10 protein-coding genes and 1 pseudogene are annotated in these 18,080 nt (G+C 69.4%); 9 read left to right on the plus strand and 2 right to left on the minus strand.

Going from position 1 to position 18,080, the window contains the following annotated elements:
• Nucleotides 1–21: 21 nt before the first annotated feature.
• Nucleotides 22–948: an alpha/beta hydrolase gene (locus tag ACWC2T_RS20110; protein ID WP_450671694.1), complete on the plus strand. Its 927-nt coding sequence runs from the start codon at nucleotides 22–24 to the stop codon at nucleotides 946–948.
• 1,487 nt (nucleotides 949–2,435) lie between these two features.
• Here the strand turns inward: ACWC2T_RS20110 and ACWC2T_RS20115 are convergent.
• Nucleotides 2,436–3,263 (minus strand): aldehyde dehydrogenase family protein, encoded by an 828-nt coding sequence (locus ACWC2T_RS20115; RefSeq protein ID WP_450671762.1) that lies wholly within the window; start codon nucleotides 3,261–3,263, stop codon nucleotides 2,436–2,438.
• A 245-nt stretch (nucleotides 3,264–3,508) separates the two neighbouring features.
• Here ACWC2T_RS20115 and sbnA point away from each other — a divergent pair, with 245 nt between their 5' ends.
• The 8 genes and pseudogenes from sbnA to ACWC2T_RS20155 all read left to right on the plus strand — a co-directional run.
• Complete coding sequence (sbnA, locus tag ACWC2T_RS20120; protein WP_450671695.1) at nucleotides 3,509–4,462, plus strand: 2,3-diaminopropionate biosynthesis protein SbnA; 954 nt, start codon at nucleotides 3,509–3,511, stop codon at nucleotides 4,460–4,462.
• 38 nt (nucleotides 4,463–4,500) lie between these two features.
• The gene (gene sbnB / locus ACWC2T_RS20125) at nucleotides 4,501–5,496 is read left to right on the plus strand and encodes a 2,3-diaminopropionate biosynthesis protein SbnB (protein WP_450671763.1); all 996 of its coding nucleotides are present in this window, start codon (nucleotides 4,501–4,503) and stop codon (nucleotides 5,494–5,496) included.
• Nucleotides 5,497–5,499: 3 nt separating this feature from the next.
• A complete protein-coding gene (locus tag ACWC2T_RS20130; RefSeq protein WP_450671696.1) occupies nucleotides 5,500–5,706 on the plus strand; it encodes an MbtH family protein in 207 nt (68 codons plus the stop codon).
• Entirely contained in the window at nucleotides 5,703–6,440 is a 738-nt protein-coding gene (locus ACWC2T_RS20135) for a thioesterase II family protein (RefSeq protein WP_450671697.1), read from the plus strand. The genes ACWC2T_RS20130 and ACWC2T_RS20135 overlap by 4 nt, the downstream gene beginning before the upstream one ends.
• A 13-nt stretch (nucleotides 6,441–6,453) precedes the next feature.
• The gene (locus ACWC2T_RS20140; RefSeq protein ID WP_450671698.1) at nucleotides 6,454–11,388 is read left to right on the plus strand and encodes an amino acid adenylation domain-containing protein; all 4,935 of its coding nucleotides are present in this window, start codon (nucleotides 6,454–6,456) and stop codon (nucleotides 11,386–11,388) included.
• 156 nt (nucleotides 11,389–11,544) lie between these two features.
• Nucleotides 11,545–14,802, plus strand: coding sequence for an amino acid adenylation domain-containing protein (locus ACWC2T_RS20145; RefSeq protein WP_450671699.1), 3,258 nt, complete (start codon nucleotides 11,545–11,547; stop codon nucleotides 14,800–14,802).
• Complete coding sequence (locus ACWC2T_RS20150; protein ID WP_450671700.1) at nucleotides 14,799–15,629, plus strand: alpha/beta fold hydrolase; 831 nt, start codon at nucleotides 14,799–14,801, stop codon at nucleotides 15,627–15,629. The genes ACWC2T_RS20145 and ACWC2T_RS20150 overlap by 4 nt, the downstream gene beginning before the upstream one ends.
• A 126-nt stretch (nucleotides 15,630–15,755) precedes the next feature.
• Nucleotides 15,756–16,560 (plus strand): annotated as a pseudogene (locus ACWC2T_RS20155) (IS630 family transposase); the annotation flags it as partial.
• Nucleotides 16,561–16,706: 146 nt separating this feature from the next.
• Here the strand turns inward: ACWC2T_RS20155 and ACWC2T_RS20160 are convergent.
• The gene (locus ACWC2T_RS20160) at nucleotides 16,707–18,074 is read right to left on the minus strand and encodes an MFS transporter (protein WP_450671701.1); all 1,368 of its coding nucleotides are present in this window, start codon (nucleotides 18,072–18,074) and stop codon (nucleotides 16,707–16,709) included.
• Nucleotides 18,075–18,080: the final 6 nt, after the last annotated feature.

The raw sequence follows: 18,080 nt of genomic DNA on the forward strand, positions 1-18,080 counted from the left end.
ACACAGTAGAGGAGCTGACCGATGGGTGAGCGACTGACCGTCCGTATTCCGATCGAGGGCGACGAGCTGGACGCGTGGTGGTACGCGCCGGAGGGCGTGGACGGACCCGCGCCCTGCGTCGTACTGGCCCACGGCTTCGGCGGCGTCAAGGAGATGAGGCTGAGCGCCTACGCGGAACGGTTCGCCGCCGCGGGCTTTGGCGCCCTGGTCTTCGACTACCGGCACTTCGGCGCCTCCAGCGGGCGGCCCCGCAATCTGCTCGACCTCAGGTTGCAGCTCGCCGACTGGAAGGCCGCGGTCGCCGCTGCACGTGCCCGGCCGGAGGTGGACCCCGACCGCGTCGCCGTCTGGGGCAGCTCGTTCTCCGGCGGCAGCGTGGTACTGGTCGCCGCAGCCGACCCGAAGATCGCTGCCGTCGTCTCTCAGGCACCCCTCGCCGACGGGCGGGCCGCTTTGATCCACATGCTCAAGAAGTCGGCGGGGCACGTGCTGGCACTGGGCACAGCGGGCGTCGTTGATGCCCTGCGTGCCCGCCTCGGCCGTAAGCCGTACATGCTCGATGCCGCCGGCACCCCCGGCGACCGGCGTGCCGTTCTGACCACTCCGGACGCGTATGGCGGCATGCTCAGCCTGCTCCCGCCAGGAGTGCCGTTCGACAACGAGGTCACCGCGCGTGTCATCACGACGCTGCCGTTCTTCCGCGCCGTCAAGGCCGCACCACGCCTGACCTGCCCCTTGCTGGTCCAGGTCATGGACCATGACGACATCACACCCCCTGGCCCGGGCGCCGCCCTCGCGGCCGCCGCTCCGTACGGTGAACTGCTCGCCTACCCCGGCACCCACTTCGATCCGTACGTCGGTACGGGCTTCGATCGCGTCGTCCCCGACCAGATCGCGTTCCTCACCCACGCTCTGAGGCCACGTGACATCGGCGCAGCCGCACGGTGACCATGCCCCACACCGTCACCCGGCTCAGCGGGCCCCCGGCGCTCACGCCGCCGATCTCGGCCACAGCAGGTGGGCGCCAATCACTCAGCAACGGATGCTGGGCGGCCGCGCGAGCCGGGCGTCGGGGACTTGCCTATGGCCTGTCCTGGTCGGCGCTTGCCAGGTGGTGCGCGTTCTTCTGAACGCGGGCCGCCTCGATAGGGATCGGCCGCTAGTAGCCCGCTGTCTTCAAGAGAAGGGCGTGTCGTCACCGCGTCCATGCTTCGGGCGCTCGGGAGCGGAGCACCCGAGTGCGGCGGTGCTCACGGCGGACAAGAAACCCCACGTGCTCACAGGCCCCGCCGGGCCGCACCTGCGGGGCTTCTCGTCACACGCCGCTGTCACATGTCTATCACCGGCTGCGTCGACTCCCCCGGGCCAGAATCCCCTGACCTGGCATTACGCGCTCATCTTGGACTGGCCTGGACGCCCACGGACGGTCTCTACAACCTGTGCCACGTGGGGCCGCGGCCCACTCGCTAGCACCACGTACCACCCATCAAGATCCGGACCAGGTGCGGACCGAATCAACCTGGCACTCGGCATTTCCACTCCTTGTCGCAGGTCAGGAGCGAGGTCAGATGTGTACCACCAGCAGACCAAGAATCTGCTGGTGTCGTACTCGCCGAAGAGGCTGGGCTTCTTCTAGACACATGCGAAAAGGCGCCTGACCTGGGTTTTCACCCGTCAGGCGCCCTTCACTCAGCCCGCTCTCGGCCGAGCCCGGCTTGCGCGCCAACTCCCAACTCGCCCCACGGCTGTACCCCTCCTGACCAGTGCTCCCGGACCGGTCACGGACCAAACCCCCGGTTCAGCCCTCGGGTACGTCACCTTGACTGACGCGCTGAACGAGATCCCGGCGTGACGGAGATCGTAAGGCCGCTTGGCCAGGCGAGATGTGCGCTCGGTACGGGTCAGGGCGTATTCCCGGGCCCGCGCCCATGTGATGCCGTAGGCGGCAGCGTCCACGTAGTTGCCAGCCTGGTTCTGGAAAAGTCGACCGTCAGGTGCCACGTCGAACCGATTCACATGGGCACGCAGCATGCGTACGAACTGCGGCGGGATGGGAACAGGCCCCGTCGCGCTTGCCGCGCGACGCTTGAGCGAGTACACCTCGTGCACCTCACCGTCGTCGGTCCACTCCTTGCCAGACGTGACAACCCCGCCCGAGAGGTTGAGCATCCCCCATCCAGCCTCAGCTCGGGGCCGCCATCCGTGAACAGCCGACAACCTTGCGTAGTCGTTCGCCCTAAATCGGCGTGGCTCCCGGGGAAGTCGCGGACCAGTCGGAGCCTCGCAGCCTCACCGGGGATCGACTCAGGGAACGATCCACCAGGCGGCGTAGCACTCACCAACTGGCACTCTCGCCCTGAAGGACGGGCTCTGCTCGTAGTCGCCCACGGCGCCCTGATCGGCATCCGCGACGGCGTCATCTTCCAAGCACTCGCCTACAAAGCAGTCAGCTGCCAGCCTGACGGGGAGTACTGGTCCGGTGTCTTGCCCGACCGCTTCGTGGAACACATCGCCTTGCGGGAAGGCGTCAGCGATGACACGCCCGAGATGGCATCACGTAGACGTCGAAGCTCAGGGACCGTAGATGTCGGTGACGGGATCGCCATTGCGGAATGGGGGGCCAAGCCCGTGGGCAAGCGGATCATCTTCGGGTAAGCGAATTCGCACAGGATTCCGATGGCATGCTCGCGTCCGTAGCCGCCGTGCTTGGTGCCGCCGAAGGGAGTGCCGAGGACGCCGCGGAAGCAGTTGTTGACGAACACCATTCCGACCTGCAGTGGCCGGGCCACCTGGAACGCGGTCGCGCTGTCGCGGCTGTAGACGCCGGTCTGCAGTCCGTAGTCCGATTCGTTGGCGATCTCCACAGCCTCGTCCTGCGAGGAGAACGCGGTGACCGTGGCCACTGGGCCGAAGATCTCCTCGGTCGCGATGCGTATGTTGCCGGTCACCCCCGTGAACAGGGTCGGTGGGACGAAAACCCCTGTGCCAGTGCGGGGTCGGCAGGCAGGACGCCCCGGGCTGCGATCGTGGCGCCTTCGGCCTGGCCGATGCGGATGCAGTCGAGCACCCGCTCCTGCTGCGCTGCCGAGACCAAGGGGCTGACGGTGTGGCCGGGTCCACGCCGTGGCCTGCGCGCAGCGCGCCGACCCGGCGGCCAGGCCCCGCCGCCCGCCGGGCGAGGCGCATGGCGCCGACCAGCAGCACCGTGCTCGGCAGCCACCCCGCCAGCCCGCCGAGGTTCCTCCGGAAACCGTATCAGGCAGGTCGGAAAGGGCTCACCGGCGGGAATCAGCCCGCGGAATTGAACGAACTGATGCCGAAGGGCTGTCCAACCGTCCGTCGAGGACGGTTGGACAGCCGCTGCCCTATCCCCGACAGGCTTTTGGCGCACCGGACTTGAGTCGCGGTTGAGCCGCCTCGACCGACCCCGTGCCACACTCGGCCCATGCTCCACAGGCGTGCTGATCAATTTCTACTCGAACGGACAAAGCAAATCCGCAAGGGTCTCATGGGAACCCCGCTGATTCCCCTGGCGGAGGAGCAGTACGACGTCGTCACCAAGCTGGAATTCTGCAATCCCGCCGGAAGTACCAAAGACCGCTCGGCACTGTGGATTCTGGAACAGGCAATCAGTCGCGGGGAGATAGCGCACGACACCACGGTGATCGAGTCGTCGTCCGGCAATTTCGCGCTGGCTCTGGCTTTCTACTGCCGAATGCTCGGCATCTCGTTCGTTCCGGTCATCGATCCGAACTGCAACGAGGCCACCGAGGCCCAACTCCGCCAGCTGTGCCTGCGGGTGGAGAAGGTATCCGTCCGTGATACGGCAGGCAGCTACCTGAAGACCCGGCTGTCCCGAGTGCAGGAACTGCTGGTCGAAATCGACTCGGCCTATTGGCCCAACCAGTACGCCAATCCGGACGCCCGCGACGCGCATTACCGCTTCACTGCAGGCGAGTTGATCGCGCAGGCCGGCCCGCTCGACTACCTCTTCGTCGGAGTGGGCACGGGCGGCACGATCGCCGGGCTCTCTCACCGGATCAAGGAGACGTACCCGGGCTGCGTGGTCGTCGCTGTCGACACCGAAGGCTCGGTGATCTTCGGAGGCCCGCCGAAGAAGCGGCGGATCCCCGGCATCGGCTCCAGCATCGTGCCGCCGCTGTGCGATCAGGCGCTGATCGACCAGGTCGAGATCGTCTCCGAGGTGCGCGCCGTCGAGGCCTGCGGCACCCTGGTCGCCAAGTACGGCTTGTACGCGGGGGGTTCGACCGGCAGCACCTATGCCGCCGTCCAGGACTACTTCGCTCGTCACCGTCCCTGCGCACACCGTGCCCGGGTCGCGTTCATCGCCGCCGACCGCGGCCATGCCTACGCCCAGACCGTCTACGACCCCACGTGGGTCCAGCAGCTGCGCGCGGAAGCGGTACAGCCCGTCGGCGACGAAGCCCTGGCCGTCAACTGAAGGAGAACCACCCCGTGTCCACCCTGGCCCCACCGCCCATGACCGTGATCGGCGCGGGCGAGATCGCCGCCGAGACGGACCGTCACCGTCCGGAACTCATCGAGGTCGTCCGTGCCGCCTACCTCGCGCACGACGCCGGACAGAGCTCGAACCCGCACAGCTCGTTCCTGCGCTTCCCGCACCAGGACCGATCGCGCATCATTTCCCTGCCCGCCTATCTGGGCGGCGAGTTCGAGGTCGCCGGCAACAAGTGGATCGCCAGCTTTCCGGACAACACGCAGCACGGAATCCCCCGCGCCTCGGCCACGCTGATCCTCAACGACTGCGTCACCGGCTACCCGTTCGCCTGCATGGAGTCCTCGATCGTCTCGGCGACGCGGACCGCGGCCTCCGCGGTGCTCGGCGCGCAGACATTGCTCGGCGCGCGCCGTGCCCACCGAGTCGGCATCGTGGGCACGGGTCTGATCGCCCAGCACGTATGGCGGTTCCTGCGTGATCTCGACTGGCAGATCGACGGCTTCCGGCTCTTCGACCTCGACCCGGCGGCGGCGGACCGCTTCGGCGCCGTCATGGCCGAACACACCGAGGCCGAGATCGTGGTCGCCGACACGGTGGAGAATGCGTTCACCGACTGCGACCTGGTGTTGCTGACCACCGTGGCCGGCGAACCGCACCTGCACGACCCCCAGCTGCTGGCCCACAACCCGGTGGTCCTGCACCTGTCCCTGCGCGACCTCGCCCCCGAGATGATCCTTGCCGCCCAGAACTTCACCGACGACGTCGACCACGCCGTACGCGAGCGCACCTCGCTGCACCTGACCGAACAGCGCACCGGAAACCGGGACTTCGTCGACGGCACCCTCGCCGACCTGCTGCGCGCGCGGCTGCGCCGGGACCACGAACGCCCGGCGATCTTCTCGCCGTTCGGACTCGGCGTACTCGACCTCGCCGTCGGCAAGTGGGTGCACGACCGGGTCGTCGCCGCGGGCCGGGGCCACCGCGAGAGCAACTTCTTCACCGGGGTGGGGGTCTGACGCATGAGCGCCTCAACCGCCCCGCGCCCCGGGAACCAGTACGTCGTCGTGGTGAACCACGAGGAGCAGTACTCGGTCTGGTTCGCCGACCGTGCCCTACCCGCCGGCTGGACCGCCACCGGCGCGCGGGGCACCCGCCAGCAGTGCCTGGACCACATCGAGCAGGTGTGGACCGACCTGACCCCGCGCTCCGTACGAGGGTCACGATGACGGCCGCTGACCTCGCAGCGGCCTGGCTGCGCGGGCTCGGCAGCCGTGAACTCACCGCGCAGCGGCGCCTGTTCGTCTTCCCGCACGCCGGAGCCGGCGCCTCCGCCTACCAGCTGGCAGCGTACCTGTCGGACACCGTCGAAGTCTGTACGGTCCAGTTGCCCGGCCGGGAGAACCGGTTCGCCGAACCGGCCCTGACGTCCCTGGACGAGGCCGTGGCCGCGCTCGCGCCGCTCCTCGCAGACCACACGGACCTGCCGTACGCCTTCTTCGGTCACAGCATGGGCTCCCTGATCGCCTTCGAGACGGCCCGGCGACTACGTGTACTTGGCACGCGCCTACCTGACCGCCTGTTCCTGTCGGGCATGCGCGCCCCCGGCCTGCCGGACCGTGACCCGCGGCACACGCTGCCGGACGACAAGCTGCTCTCCACAGCCGAATTCGACGGCGTGGATGCCGAGTTGCAGAAGCTGCTGCTACCGCTGCTGCGCGCGGACCTGACGCTGTGCGAGACGTACACGCACCGCGCCGAGGCACCCTTGCCCTGTCCCCTGACCGTTCTGGCCGGCTCGGACGATGACAGCGTCGACAGGACGGAGCTCGCCGACTGGCGCAAGCACACCTCGGCCGACTTCGAACTGCACCTGTTCCCGGGTGCCACGCACCTGTATGTGCGCGGCGCGGAACGACAGCTGGCAGAGACGATCACGCGCACCTTCCCCGCACGGGGCTGAGAAAGGATCGTTCATGGCGCCGACCACCCTCGTCGCACTGTGGGAGCAGCAGGCGGCCGCGACACCCGACGCGGTCGCCGTCGTCGCGGGAGCACACCGCGCCAGCTACGCCGACGTGGACCGCCGGGCCACGGCACTCGCCGCCGAGCTGCAGGCACGCGGCATCGGACCGGAGAACCTGGTCGGCGTCTGTCTGGGCCGCTCGGTCGAGATGGTCGTGGCCCTGCTCGGCATCCTGAAGTCGGGCGCCGCGTACCTGCCACTCGACCCGAGCTACCCGGCCGACCGGCTGCGGCACATGACCACCGACTCGAGGGCCGGGCTGTGGCTGTGCGACGCCGACCACCGCGCGCAGGCCCTGGCGTCCGGCGTGGCCGACGTCCTGCTGGTCGAGGACCTCCCCGCGGAACCTGCCGCACCGGTGGCCCCGGTGGTACACCCGCACCACCTGGCCAACGTCATCTACACCTCCGGTTCGACCGGCCTGCCCAAGGGCGTGGCCGTCGACCACGCGGCGATCGCCTCGTTCCTGCAGAGTGTGGCCGAACGCCCCGGCCTCGGGGCGGACGACCGGGTCCTCGCGCTGACCCCGCTGTCGTTCGACATCTCGATACTGGAGCTGTTCCTGCCGCTGACCCGGGGAGCGGCGGTGGTGATGGCCCCGCGCGCCGCCAACACCGACCCCGAGTTGCTGGCCGCCACCATCGCGGAAGCGGGTGTGAGCGTCGTCCAGGCGACCCCCACCACCTGGCGGATGCTGCTGGCGTCCGGCTGGACGGACGGGCACGGCCGGGTACTGCTGTCGGGCGGTGAGCCACTCGATCCGCAGCTGGCCCGCGACCTGCTCGCCACCGGCGGCACCCTGTGGAACCTGTACGGGCCGACCGAGGCGACGGTGTGGGCCACCGCTGCCCGCATCGACGCCGTGGCCGACCGGGTCACGGTCGGCGCGGCCCTGTCCAACACCCGGCTGTACGTCGTCGACGAGGGTGGGCGGGAGGCCGGCCCAGGAGTCACCGGCGAGCTGTGGATCGGCGGCGCGGGCGTGGCGCGCGGCTACCTCAACCGGCCCGCGCTGACCGCCGACCGGTTCGTGCCCGACCCGTTCGGGGACGCCTCCGGGCGCCTGTACCGGACCGGCGACCTAGCCCGGTGGTCCGCCGACGGCATGCTGGAGGTGCTGGGACGCAACGACCACCAGGTCAAGGTGCGCGGCTTCCGCATCGAGCTCGGCGAGATCGAGGCCTGTGTGCGCAGCCACCCCCTCGTCACGGACGCGGTGGTGGTCGTCGACCGCGAGGCAGCCGGCGGCCACCAGCTGGTGGCGTACCTAGTGCCCACGCACGACGCGCGCAACGTGACCGAGGACCTGCCCCGCCAGATCCGTGACCACCTCGCGCAGCGACTGCCCGCCCACATGGTGGCCCAGGGCTACTCAGTGCTCGACGCCCTGCCCCGTACCCCTGCGGGCAAGGCCGACCGCGACGCCGTGCGGCGAATCCCGCACAGCCCGGTCCGGGCGAGCGAGCCGATGCCCGACGACGCCCGGCTGCCGCCGCACACCGCGACGGTGCGCCACGTGTGGTCCGAGGTGCTCGGGCTCGACGACGTGTCCCCGTACGACGACTTCTTCGGCCTGGGCGGCCAGTCACTCACCGCGGTTCGGGTCGTGGCCCGGCTGCGTGCGGAGCTCGGCGTGCCGGTCGACGCCCAGTCGGTCTTCGCCCATCCGACACCCGCCACGCTCGCCGCCGCCCTGGACGGCGTGGCGCCCTCGGACGACGAGCCGATCCCCGCGGCGGCGACCGCCGAACTCTCCTTCGGCCAGGAGCGGATCTGGTTCTTCGAGCAGCTGAACGACTCAGTGCCCGCCTACCACCTGCCGGTCGCCCTGGGCATGCCCGGCGGGCGCGTCGACCTGACGCTGCTGCAGGACTGCCTTTCCGCGCTGGTGCAACGGCACCCGGCGCTGCGCACGGCCCTCGTCGCCGTCGCCGGCCGGGGCCGCCCCGAACTGCGCGAGCCGGGACCGGTGCCGCTGCGCCGCACCGAGGTCCCCGAGGAGGACCTGGACGCGCTGGTGACCGAGCTGATCCGCGCCCCCTTCGCCCTCGACCGCCCACCGCTGCTGCGCGCGGACGTGCTGCGCACCCCGAGCCGTGACATCACGTTGCTGACGATTCATCACATTGCGTGCGACGGCGCATCGATCGATCTGATGGTGCGGGAACTGGGCGAGCTCTACACGGAGCTCGCCGCCGGCCGCCGCCCCGCTCCGGCGCCGCTGCCCGTGACGTACGCCGACTACGCGGCCTGGCAGCGCGAGCGACTCACGGGCGCCGAGCTGGAGCGGCTGCTCGACCACTGGCGCACCCGGCTGTCCGGCGTGCCCGTCCTGGAGCTGCCGACCAGCCGCCCCCGGCCGGCCGTCGCGAACCACCGCGGCCGCCGCGAACTGCTGCACATCCCAGCCGACTTGGCGCAACGGCTGCGCACTCTGTGCCGGGCCGAGGGCGTCACCCTGTTCATGGGCCTGCTGGCCCCGTTGCAGGTGCTGCTCGGCCGGTACGCCGACGAGAGCGATGTCGCCGTCGGCACCCTGGCAGGCGGCCGACCGCGCCCCGAACTGGACGATGTGGTCGGTTACTTCGTGAACACCATCGTCCTTCGCACCGATCTGTCCGGAGACCCGACCTGGCGCGAGCTGCTGGGCCGCGTCCGCGAAGTCGCGCGGCAGGCGTACGCGCACCAGGAGCTGCCCTTCGAGAAGCTGGTGGCGCACCTGAGCCCGGAGCGCGACCTGAGCCGCAACCCGCTCTTCCAGGTGCTGTTCGCCCTGCACGAGGAGCCGAGGGCCGGTCACCTCACCGAGCTGTACGACCGCAAGGAGCTGGAGGGACGGCTCGGCACCGCCCGCTTCGACCTCGCCGTCGACGTGACGGACCACGCCGCCGGGGCCGGTGACCTCAGCATCTCCGTCGAGTACGCCACCGACCTGTTCGACGCGGACTTCGTCCGGGGCCTAGGCCGGCACTTCCTGCGGGTGATCGAGCAGATGGTGTCCGGCGCCACAGCCCGGCTGTCCAAGCTGGAGATCGTCTCTGCCGATGAGCTGCGCGCCCTCTCCATCGGCGACCGGGCCGAGCCGCTGCCCGAGCCGACCACCCTGGTCCGTCTGTGGGACCGCCAGGTGCGGACCACCCCGGACGCGATCTGCGTCGTGGGCGACGGCCGGTCGCTGACGTTCGCCGAGACCGACGCGCGGGCCTCGGCCCTGGCCCGGGAACTGCGGGCCGTGGGCGTGCGCCCCGAAAGCCTGGTCGGCGTCTGCCTGGAACGCTCGGTGGAGCTGGTGGTCGCCCTGCTGGGCGTGCTGAAGGCGGGCGGCGCCTACGTCCCGCTCGACCCCGGCTACCCGACGGACCGGCTGCAGTACCTGCTGGCCGACTCGGGCGTAGGCCTGGTCGTCGCGGACCCGGGGCACCCCGCCTCGGCCCTGTTCGGCAACGGCGTGCGGCTCGTGGCGGTGGACCAGCAACCCGGGGCGGACCCCGGGCCGGCCGAGGAGGCACAACCGCACCACCTCGCCTACGTGATCTACACGTCCGGCTCGACCGGCAACCCCAAGGGCGTCGCGATCACCCACGCCAACATCACCGGGTTCCTGGAGTGGAACCAGCGGCTTTGCCGGCTCACCGGGCGGGACCGGGCCCTGCTCAACCACTCGGTGGCGTTCGACAACTCGGTCTGGGAGATCTTCCAGTGCCTGGTGTCCGGCGCCGAACTCCACCTGGCGAGCCCCACCGCCGCCTACGACCCCGAGGAGTTCCTGCGAGAGGTCACCGAGCGCGGCATCACCACGCTCAACGCGACGCCCTCGCAGATGCGGATCCTGCTGGAGTCCGGTACGGATCCCGCTCCCCGACTCGCCTCCGTACGCCTGGTGTTCACCGGCGCCGAGGCCGTGCCGCACGATGTGGCCCGCCGCATCCTGTCCTCCACGGCGCCGGAATGCCAGGTCTTCAACGAGTACGGGCCCACCGAAGCGACCGTCACCTCGGCGTTCTGCCCGATCACCGAGGAGTTGCTCGACCGGCACAGCCATCTCCCGAGCGTCCCCTTCGGCCGGGCGACCGACAACGCGCACCTCTACGTGCTGGACCCGCGGCTGCGCCCGGTCGCCCCGGGCTGTCGCGGCGAGCTGTACGTCGGCGGCAGCGCGGTCGGCCGCGGCTATCTCGGCAGGCCTGCCCGCACGGCCTCGGCGTACCTGCCCGACCCGTACGCCGCGGAGCCCGGCGCCCGTATGTACGCCACGGGCGACGTGGTCCGGCTGCTGCCCGACGGAAATCTGGTCTTCCTCGGCCGCAACGACCACCAGGTCAAGGTGCGCGGCTTCCGCATCGAGCTCGGCGAGATCGAGTCCGCACTGCAGAGTCACCCCACCTTGGCCGACTGCGTGGTGGCCGTGCGCCGCACCCGCGCAGGTGTGGACCAGCTGGCGGCCTACCTGATTCCCGAGCACCCCGACCGACCCGCCCCGGACCCGGCGGAACTGCGCGCCCACCTGGCGGAGCAACTGCCGCCGTACATGCTGCCGCAGAGCTACACCCTGATCGGCGAGATCCCCCTCACCCCGAACGGCAAGGTCGACCGGGACGCACTGCCCGACCCACGCCCGGTGCCCGCCCCGGCCCCCGCCACCCGCCGGGCCGTCACCGAGCAGCAGCTCCTCGTCGCCGAAGTGTGGCGGGAGTGCCTGGGCGTCGAGGATGACTTCGGGCCACAGGACGACTTCTTCGACGTCGGCGGCACCTCGTTGACCATCACCACGGTCGCGGGCCGGCTCGGCGAGCGACTCGGGCGCCGGGTCCCGCCGGTCCTGGTCTTCAAAAACCCCACCGTCGCGGGCCTCGCCGAGGCCCTGGAGGCGGACACACGGCGATGAGCAGCGCCGACAGCGCAAGCGTCGTCCTGGTCGAGCACCGGCACCCTGCGGACCCGGACTCGACGAGTGCGACAGGCCCAATTCCTCTGCCCAGCGACTCAAAGGGCTCCAGGCGACACAAACCAGATCATGAGACACCAGCGAGGGACGTTCAACATGACCCCCGGCGAAGAGGAACTGGGAAAGACAGTGGTTTCCAGGAGTCCCGCACCCGTTTCTGGCTACGACCGTGTGCGACACGGCATCCACAACCTTCAGCGTGCTGACGTCATTGCCGATCCACAGGTGTACTGGAACGCAATTGCGGAGCTCCCGCCGATCTTCTACGACGAAGTAGGAGGCGTCTGGGTCTGCTCCGGCTATTCCGAAGCGGCCGAGATCCTTTCCAACGGCCGGGTCTTCTCCTCTGCCCGTCATCACGCCCCCGGAGATCTGCAGCAGCGTGGCATGGAACATTTCCTGCCGACCGCAGAAATGCTTTCGGCACAGTTCCTGTTCAGCGATCCTCCCGAGCACACCAGAATCCGGAACGCGCTGCGCGGGCAGTTCACCCGGGCGAGCGTGCGGCGGCACGATCCGGCAATGCGGGACATCGTCGCCGAGTTGCTGCGCTCGCTGCCCGACCACGGGACCATCGACGTTGTGGCGGACTTCGCCGAGCAGTTGCCGACCCACCTGATGACGTATCTGCTGGGCATGGACGGCCGGGGCGAGGAACTGACCCGGTGGGCGGATGCCTACGAGCGGCTGCTGAGCAGTGTGTCCACCTTTCCCAGCCGGACGGACATCGAGATCGTTCCGGTTATCGACGAGGCACTCGCCGGGCTCCGCCGGCTGACGGCCGAGCGTGTGGCGGAGCCTGGTGACGACCTCCTCTCCGCGCTCGCGACCGGCCTGCAGGGCGACTTCGGCCCTCGCTCGGATTCCTCTGGAGAACCGCCGGAGGAACTACTGCAGTTGGTCGCGGCCAACGCCATGGTTCTGATCGCCGGCGGCTATCAGACCCTCACTCACCTGGTATCCACCGGAATACTGCTGCTCGCCGAGCAACCTGAGCAGCTCAAGCGACTGCGCGCCGAGCCGTCCCTCATCGAGTCCGCGGTGGACGAGCTGATGCGCATCGACGGATCGAGTCAGTACGTGGGGCGCCATGTGGTGCGCGATGTCGAGGTCGGCGGAGTGCGGCTCAAGGCCGGAGCGAGTGTCATCGTGCTTCTCGGCGCTGCCAACCTCGACCCGCGGAAGTTCACGGAACCGCTCGTCTTCGACATAGGCCGCAGTGAGGGGCGTCACCTGGGCTTCGGAGCGGGAGCGCACTACTGCCTCGGCGCGCCCTTCGCGGAACGGCTGGCCGGATGGGCGATTCAGGGCTTCATCGAGCAGTACCAGGAGTTCACACCACTCGACGGGTCGTCAGACACCGTCCAATGGGGGCGGCATGGCAACACGCGGTCCCGGGCCCACGCCGGGATGACTGTTCAGCGCGGCCCCAGGGAAAACGCGCCCAGCATCGACCCGCCGGCCAACACGCAGGATGTCCCGCGGGAGCCGAGGACGCTCACCGACCTCGAACGGCACCAGCTGGTCACGGAATGGAACGAGACCAGCGCCCTGGTCGGAACCCCCGCCTTGGTCTGCTGGCATGTGCTGTTCCAGGAACGAGCCCGTCTGACACCGGACGCCACGGCGGTCGAAGACCAAGGCGTGCCCTACTCGTACGCCACGATCGACGCGCTCGCAAACGGCAATGCACACCGCCTGCGCGCGCTCGGCGTCGAACCCGAGTCTGTCGTCGCCGTCACCATGCGACGATCCGTGGACCTCGTCGTGGCCCTACTGGCCGTTGCCAAGGCGGGCGGCGCCTTCCTGCTGGCGGACTCCGCGTGCCCCACCGAACGCCTGAAGACGATGCTCGAGCAGGCACACGTGCGGGTGGTCCTCACCGATGACATGACCGCCGACCGGATCGAAGGGCTTGATGTCTCCGCGGATGTCACCCTGTTGGACAAGGCCACTCCGGCAGCCGATCCGCCGATCACAGGTGTCATGCCGGGCAACACCGCCTACGTCGTGTTCACCAGCGGCACCACGGGGCAGCCGAAAGCCATCGTCAACAGCCATGAGTCGCTGGCGAACCTGCACATTGCCCAGCGACGTGTGTTCCAGGTGCATCCCCAGGACAGGGTGTTGCAGTTTCTGTCCCTGAACTTCGACGGCTGCATATCCGAGATCGTGCTGGCGCTGCTGTGCGGAGCGACCCTCGTTCTGGCGAGCAGTGCGGAGCTCATGCCGGGCCCGCCCCTGGCGCGCCTGTTCCGCGAACGGCGGGTGACCATCGCCATCATGACCCCTTCGGTGTGGGCTGTGATTCCCAGTCAGGAGCTACCCGACCTGCGGATCGCCGCATTCGCCGGCGAGCGATTGCGCGGCGATCTGGTGCGCCGGTGGCGTGCGCGGGGACGCCGGTTGCTCAACCTCTACGGACCCGCGGAGGCCGCGATCTGGTCCACGTGGCACGAGTGCTCGGACGACGAAGCCCCGCCGATCGGGCGGCCGGTTCATGGAAAACGCGTCTACGTACTCGACGACGACCGGCGGCTGCTGCCCGTCGGCTGCCCGGGCGAGCTGTACGTCGGAGGGGTGGGCGTCGGTCGATACCTCGGCCGCCCGGACCGTATGGCCGACTCCTTCGCACCGGACGTGTTCGCCGACGAGCCGGGACGACTGCTGTACCGGACCGGTGACGTGTGCGTGTGGCGCGCGGACGGGGTCCTGGAGTACGTGGGCCGTCGCGACCGGCAGGTCAAGATCCGAGGGCAGCGGGTGGAGTTGGACGAAGTGGAGCGCATTCTGGAAAGGGCGCCAGGGGTGGGCATGTGCCTCGTCACGGAACGCGACGGTCGGCTGACGGCCATCGTCGTGCCCTCAGCGCCTGGTGCTTGGCGTGAGGCCGATGTACGTACGTACCTCGCGGCGCACCTGCACACCGGGATGATCCCCGCAACGTTCACCCTCGCCGACCGGCTGCCCATCACCCGCAATGGCAAGGCGGGGCATGACGCGCCGGAGCCGGCTCGCGTCCAGGCGATCGAACCGGGCGGGGGCAGGCCGGCCGCAGCGTCCCCTGGCGCAGTCTCTCAGCCCACCGAAGACCGCACCCCGGGCACCGACGAGCCGTCGGACATCACCTGGGAGCTTGCCCGTCTCTTCTCGTCCTGCCTGGGCCTGCCGCAGGCGGCCGTCAAGTTGGACACCGACTTCTTCTCGGCGGGCGGAGACTCGCTGGCCATCGCCGAGTTCATGGTTTCCGCCGAGGAGCGGTACGACATGGAGATCCGAGTGGATGAACTGCTCGCAGACCCCACGCTGGCCGGTGTAGTGCGGTTGGTGGGCCGGCGGAAGGAAGCGCGGTGAGCGGGTTTTCGGCCGTGGTACCGAGTGGGCTGCGGGTCAGGCCTGTCGTCAGCAAGGTTGGCGGCGCAGTCACTGCGGCGGCCGGTCCGGTGGTGTTCGTGCACGGTTCGATGGACCGCAGCATCGGCTTCCGGCGGGTTGTGGACTACCTCCCGGGGCGTCCGGTTGTCGGTTACGACCGGCGCGGGTGGGGCCGTTCACGGTCGCTGGGCGATTCGAACGTGTCCATGGCAACGCATGTCGACGATCTCTGTGCAGTCCTGGCAGAGCTGGACCGACCACATGTGGTGGTGGGCCACAGCTATGGCGCGCTGGTGGCGTTGGCCGCCGCCGCCCGCAGGCCGGAGTCGACCGCGGGCGTCGTCGCGTTCGAGCCTCCGGTGCGGTGGCTGCCGTGGTGGCCTGCCTCGGACCCTTGGGAGGAAACGGTCAGCCGCAGCGCGGTCGAGGGAGGACCCGAGCAGGCGGCTCGCGCGATGCTTACCGAAATCCTCGGCCGGACAGGCCACTTGGTACTCGCTCGTGCGCAGCCGGCGGATCTCGCTGCCGACGGAGCCTCGCTGCTGGCCGAGATGACGGATCCGACCGTCAGTGTGCCGTTCTTCGACCCGCTGGACTTCCAGACGCCCACCGTTGTCGCCGCCGGCTCCCTGTCCGTCCCCCATCACCACGAGGTCGCTCGACGACTCGCCGACCTGCTACCGCAGGGGCAGTTCGTGGAGATCCAGGACGCACGACATGTCGCCCACATCAGTCATCCCGAGCAGTTCGCCCGCCTGATCGACAAGCTCGAACAGGCGCAAAGGGCGACAGTCACCAAGGACTAGATACCTTCAACTGTGCGGGTTACATCGGGACGTGACGGGATGGTGTGCCACCGGGTGGTGGTAGGCCGTGAGCGATCTGCGGAGCGGGTCTGGCATGGACGAGCACCGTATGGTGCGACATAACCGATCGACACCCTGATCTTGATCGGTGAGCAGGACCGGCTCGCAGCCGCCGATCTGATCGAGGCCGGGGCAAGTGACCGGTTGGTGGCCCGCCGGTTCAGGGTGACTCGGATGTCGGCGAACCGGTGGCGGCGGACGTTGGCTTCGGGCGGTCGGCAGGCTCTGGTCTCCAAGGGCCCTGGCGGCGCCCGCCGCAAGCTCGACGCGGAACAACTCCGTCACCTGGAAGCCGTGTTGGATGCCGGCCCGGCTGCTGCGGGCTGGTCCGACCAGTGCTGGACGCCGGCCAGGGTCACTGAGGTCGTGCGCCGCCGGTTCAGCGTGGGGTACACCCTGGCCGGGCTGGACCTGCTGCTGCACCGCATCGGCTGGAGTGTGCAGGTGCTCTCGCGCAGGGCCACCGAGCGGGACGAGGCGAAGATCGCCGCCTGGAAGGACGAGCAGTGGCCCGTCATAAAAGGGGGGGCGGCGGACCTGGGCGCCCGGGTATGCTTCGAGGACGAATCCGGCCAGTGTCTCAGGCCGCCCAAGGGCCGCAACCGGGGCCGCCGTGGCCACACCCCAATCGTGAAGGTCACCGCCCAGGGCACCAAACGAGTGTCCATGGCGGCGCTGATCTGCACCAGGTCCGGCCATCGGCTGCGGCTGATCTACCGCATCCACCTGGACCGCGGTCCCGCAAAGGGCCGTCGCAAGGGCTTCACCGAGACCGACTACGCCCGCCCGCTGGGTGCCGCACCAGCCGCTCGGCGGGCCGATCGTGCTGGTCTGGGACAACTTGAACACGCACGTCAGCCGCCAAGACCGGACTCGACCTCCAACCACCGTAGCCCCAGCCATTGAAGATCTCTAGCAGTGCCCAACTGGTCGTGTGTTCGCCTCCCTGATCAGGGCAACGTTTGCTGTGGGCCGCCGCGGTCGGCATCGAGCGCGGTGCACGCTCGACGGGCAGGCTCAGCCGACAGCGTCGCCGTCGAGCTGCTCCACGGGGGCGACGTCCCCGGCCGGTGCGGCCTCGCTCGTGGCCGCGGCCTGCCGGTCGAGCCCGAGCACGAGCGGTACGGACAGCATGCTGATCGCGGCGAGGAACACCCAGGGCAGCGCCGCACCGCCCTCCAACAGCGCTGTGAGCAGCGCCGGGGCGAGGGCACCGCCGACCGACCAGGACATCTGGTACACGCCCAGATAGCGGCCCCGCAGATGCTCGGGCGCCATCACCACGCTCAGCTCGCTCGTCGGCGGCGAGCCTAGGATCTCGGCCACGGTGTAGAGCACCATCGCGATCAGCAGCCCGGCGATCACCGCCCAGCCGGGCAGCACGAGGAGCGTACCGAAGACGACGAACGCCGCAGCGTTGAACAGCAGGGCCAACACCAGCACCGTCACCGGCCTGCGGGCCTCGATCCACCGGCTGGCGAGCGTCTGGAGCAGCGCGACCATGGCCGTGTTCAGCACGACGAGCACGCCGACGATCCAGGAGCCGACAGCGAGGTTGTCCGCCGCGTAGACGGCGAGCAGCACCGTGATCACCGTGGAGGCGAAGGCGAAGGAGATGTTCGTCGCGACCAGCCGCAGATACCGCGTGTCCTTCAGCACGGTGCGATAGCCGCCTGAGGAGGGCTGTCCGGTGGGTTCGCCCGCAGCCTGCTCCGGCTCAGCGAGCTTCTGCTCCGCCGGCCCGGCGTCGGCCGCCTCGCTCGTGTCCGTGACCCGGAAGGTGATCACGAGCCAGCCCGCGACGGCGAAGGTGACCACGTTGATCACCATGACCGCCCGCAACCCGGCGACGGTTCCGATGCTCAGGGCCACCGCGGACGCGGCGCCGCCGAAACCGATGCCGACGTTGCGCAGGGCACGGACGAAGCCGAACCAGCGAGCCCGCTCGGCGTCCCGGGCGACCAGCACGATGAGCGGACTGTTGCCCATCCAGAAGGCGGTGGCACCCAGTTGCACCACGAACTGCCACAGCACGATCTGCCAGGCCGCGTGCGAGAACAGGAAACCGATGAATCCGACAACCGAAACCCAGTTACCCGCAGCGACCACGGTGCGCGGACCGTATTTGTCCACCAGGGGCCCGATAAAGGGCGGAACGGGCAGGGCGAGCAGTTGGCCGACGGTCAGCGCGGCGCCGACGGCGACCAGTGACAGCGACGTCGTCCTCACGAAGAAGACGACGGTGAACGCCATCACCAACCCGTTTCCCAGGCTGTCGATCAGATTGGCCGTGACGAATCGGCCTTTTTCCGCGAGGTCCGGCAGACCCCAGGCCGTCTGAATCCGCCGCCACGCCGAAGGCGCCGAGGAATGCTGCGGCATCATGGCTTC

This window comes from Streptomyces sp. NPDC001393 (genome assembly GCF_053597455.1).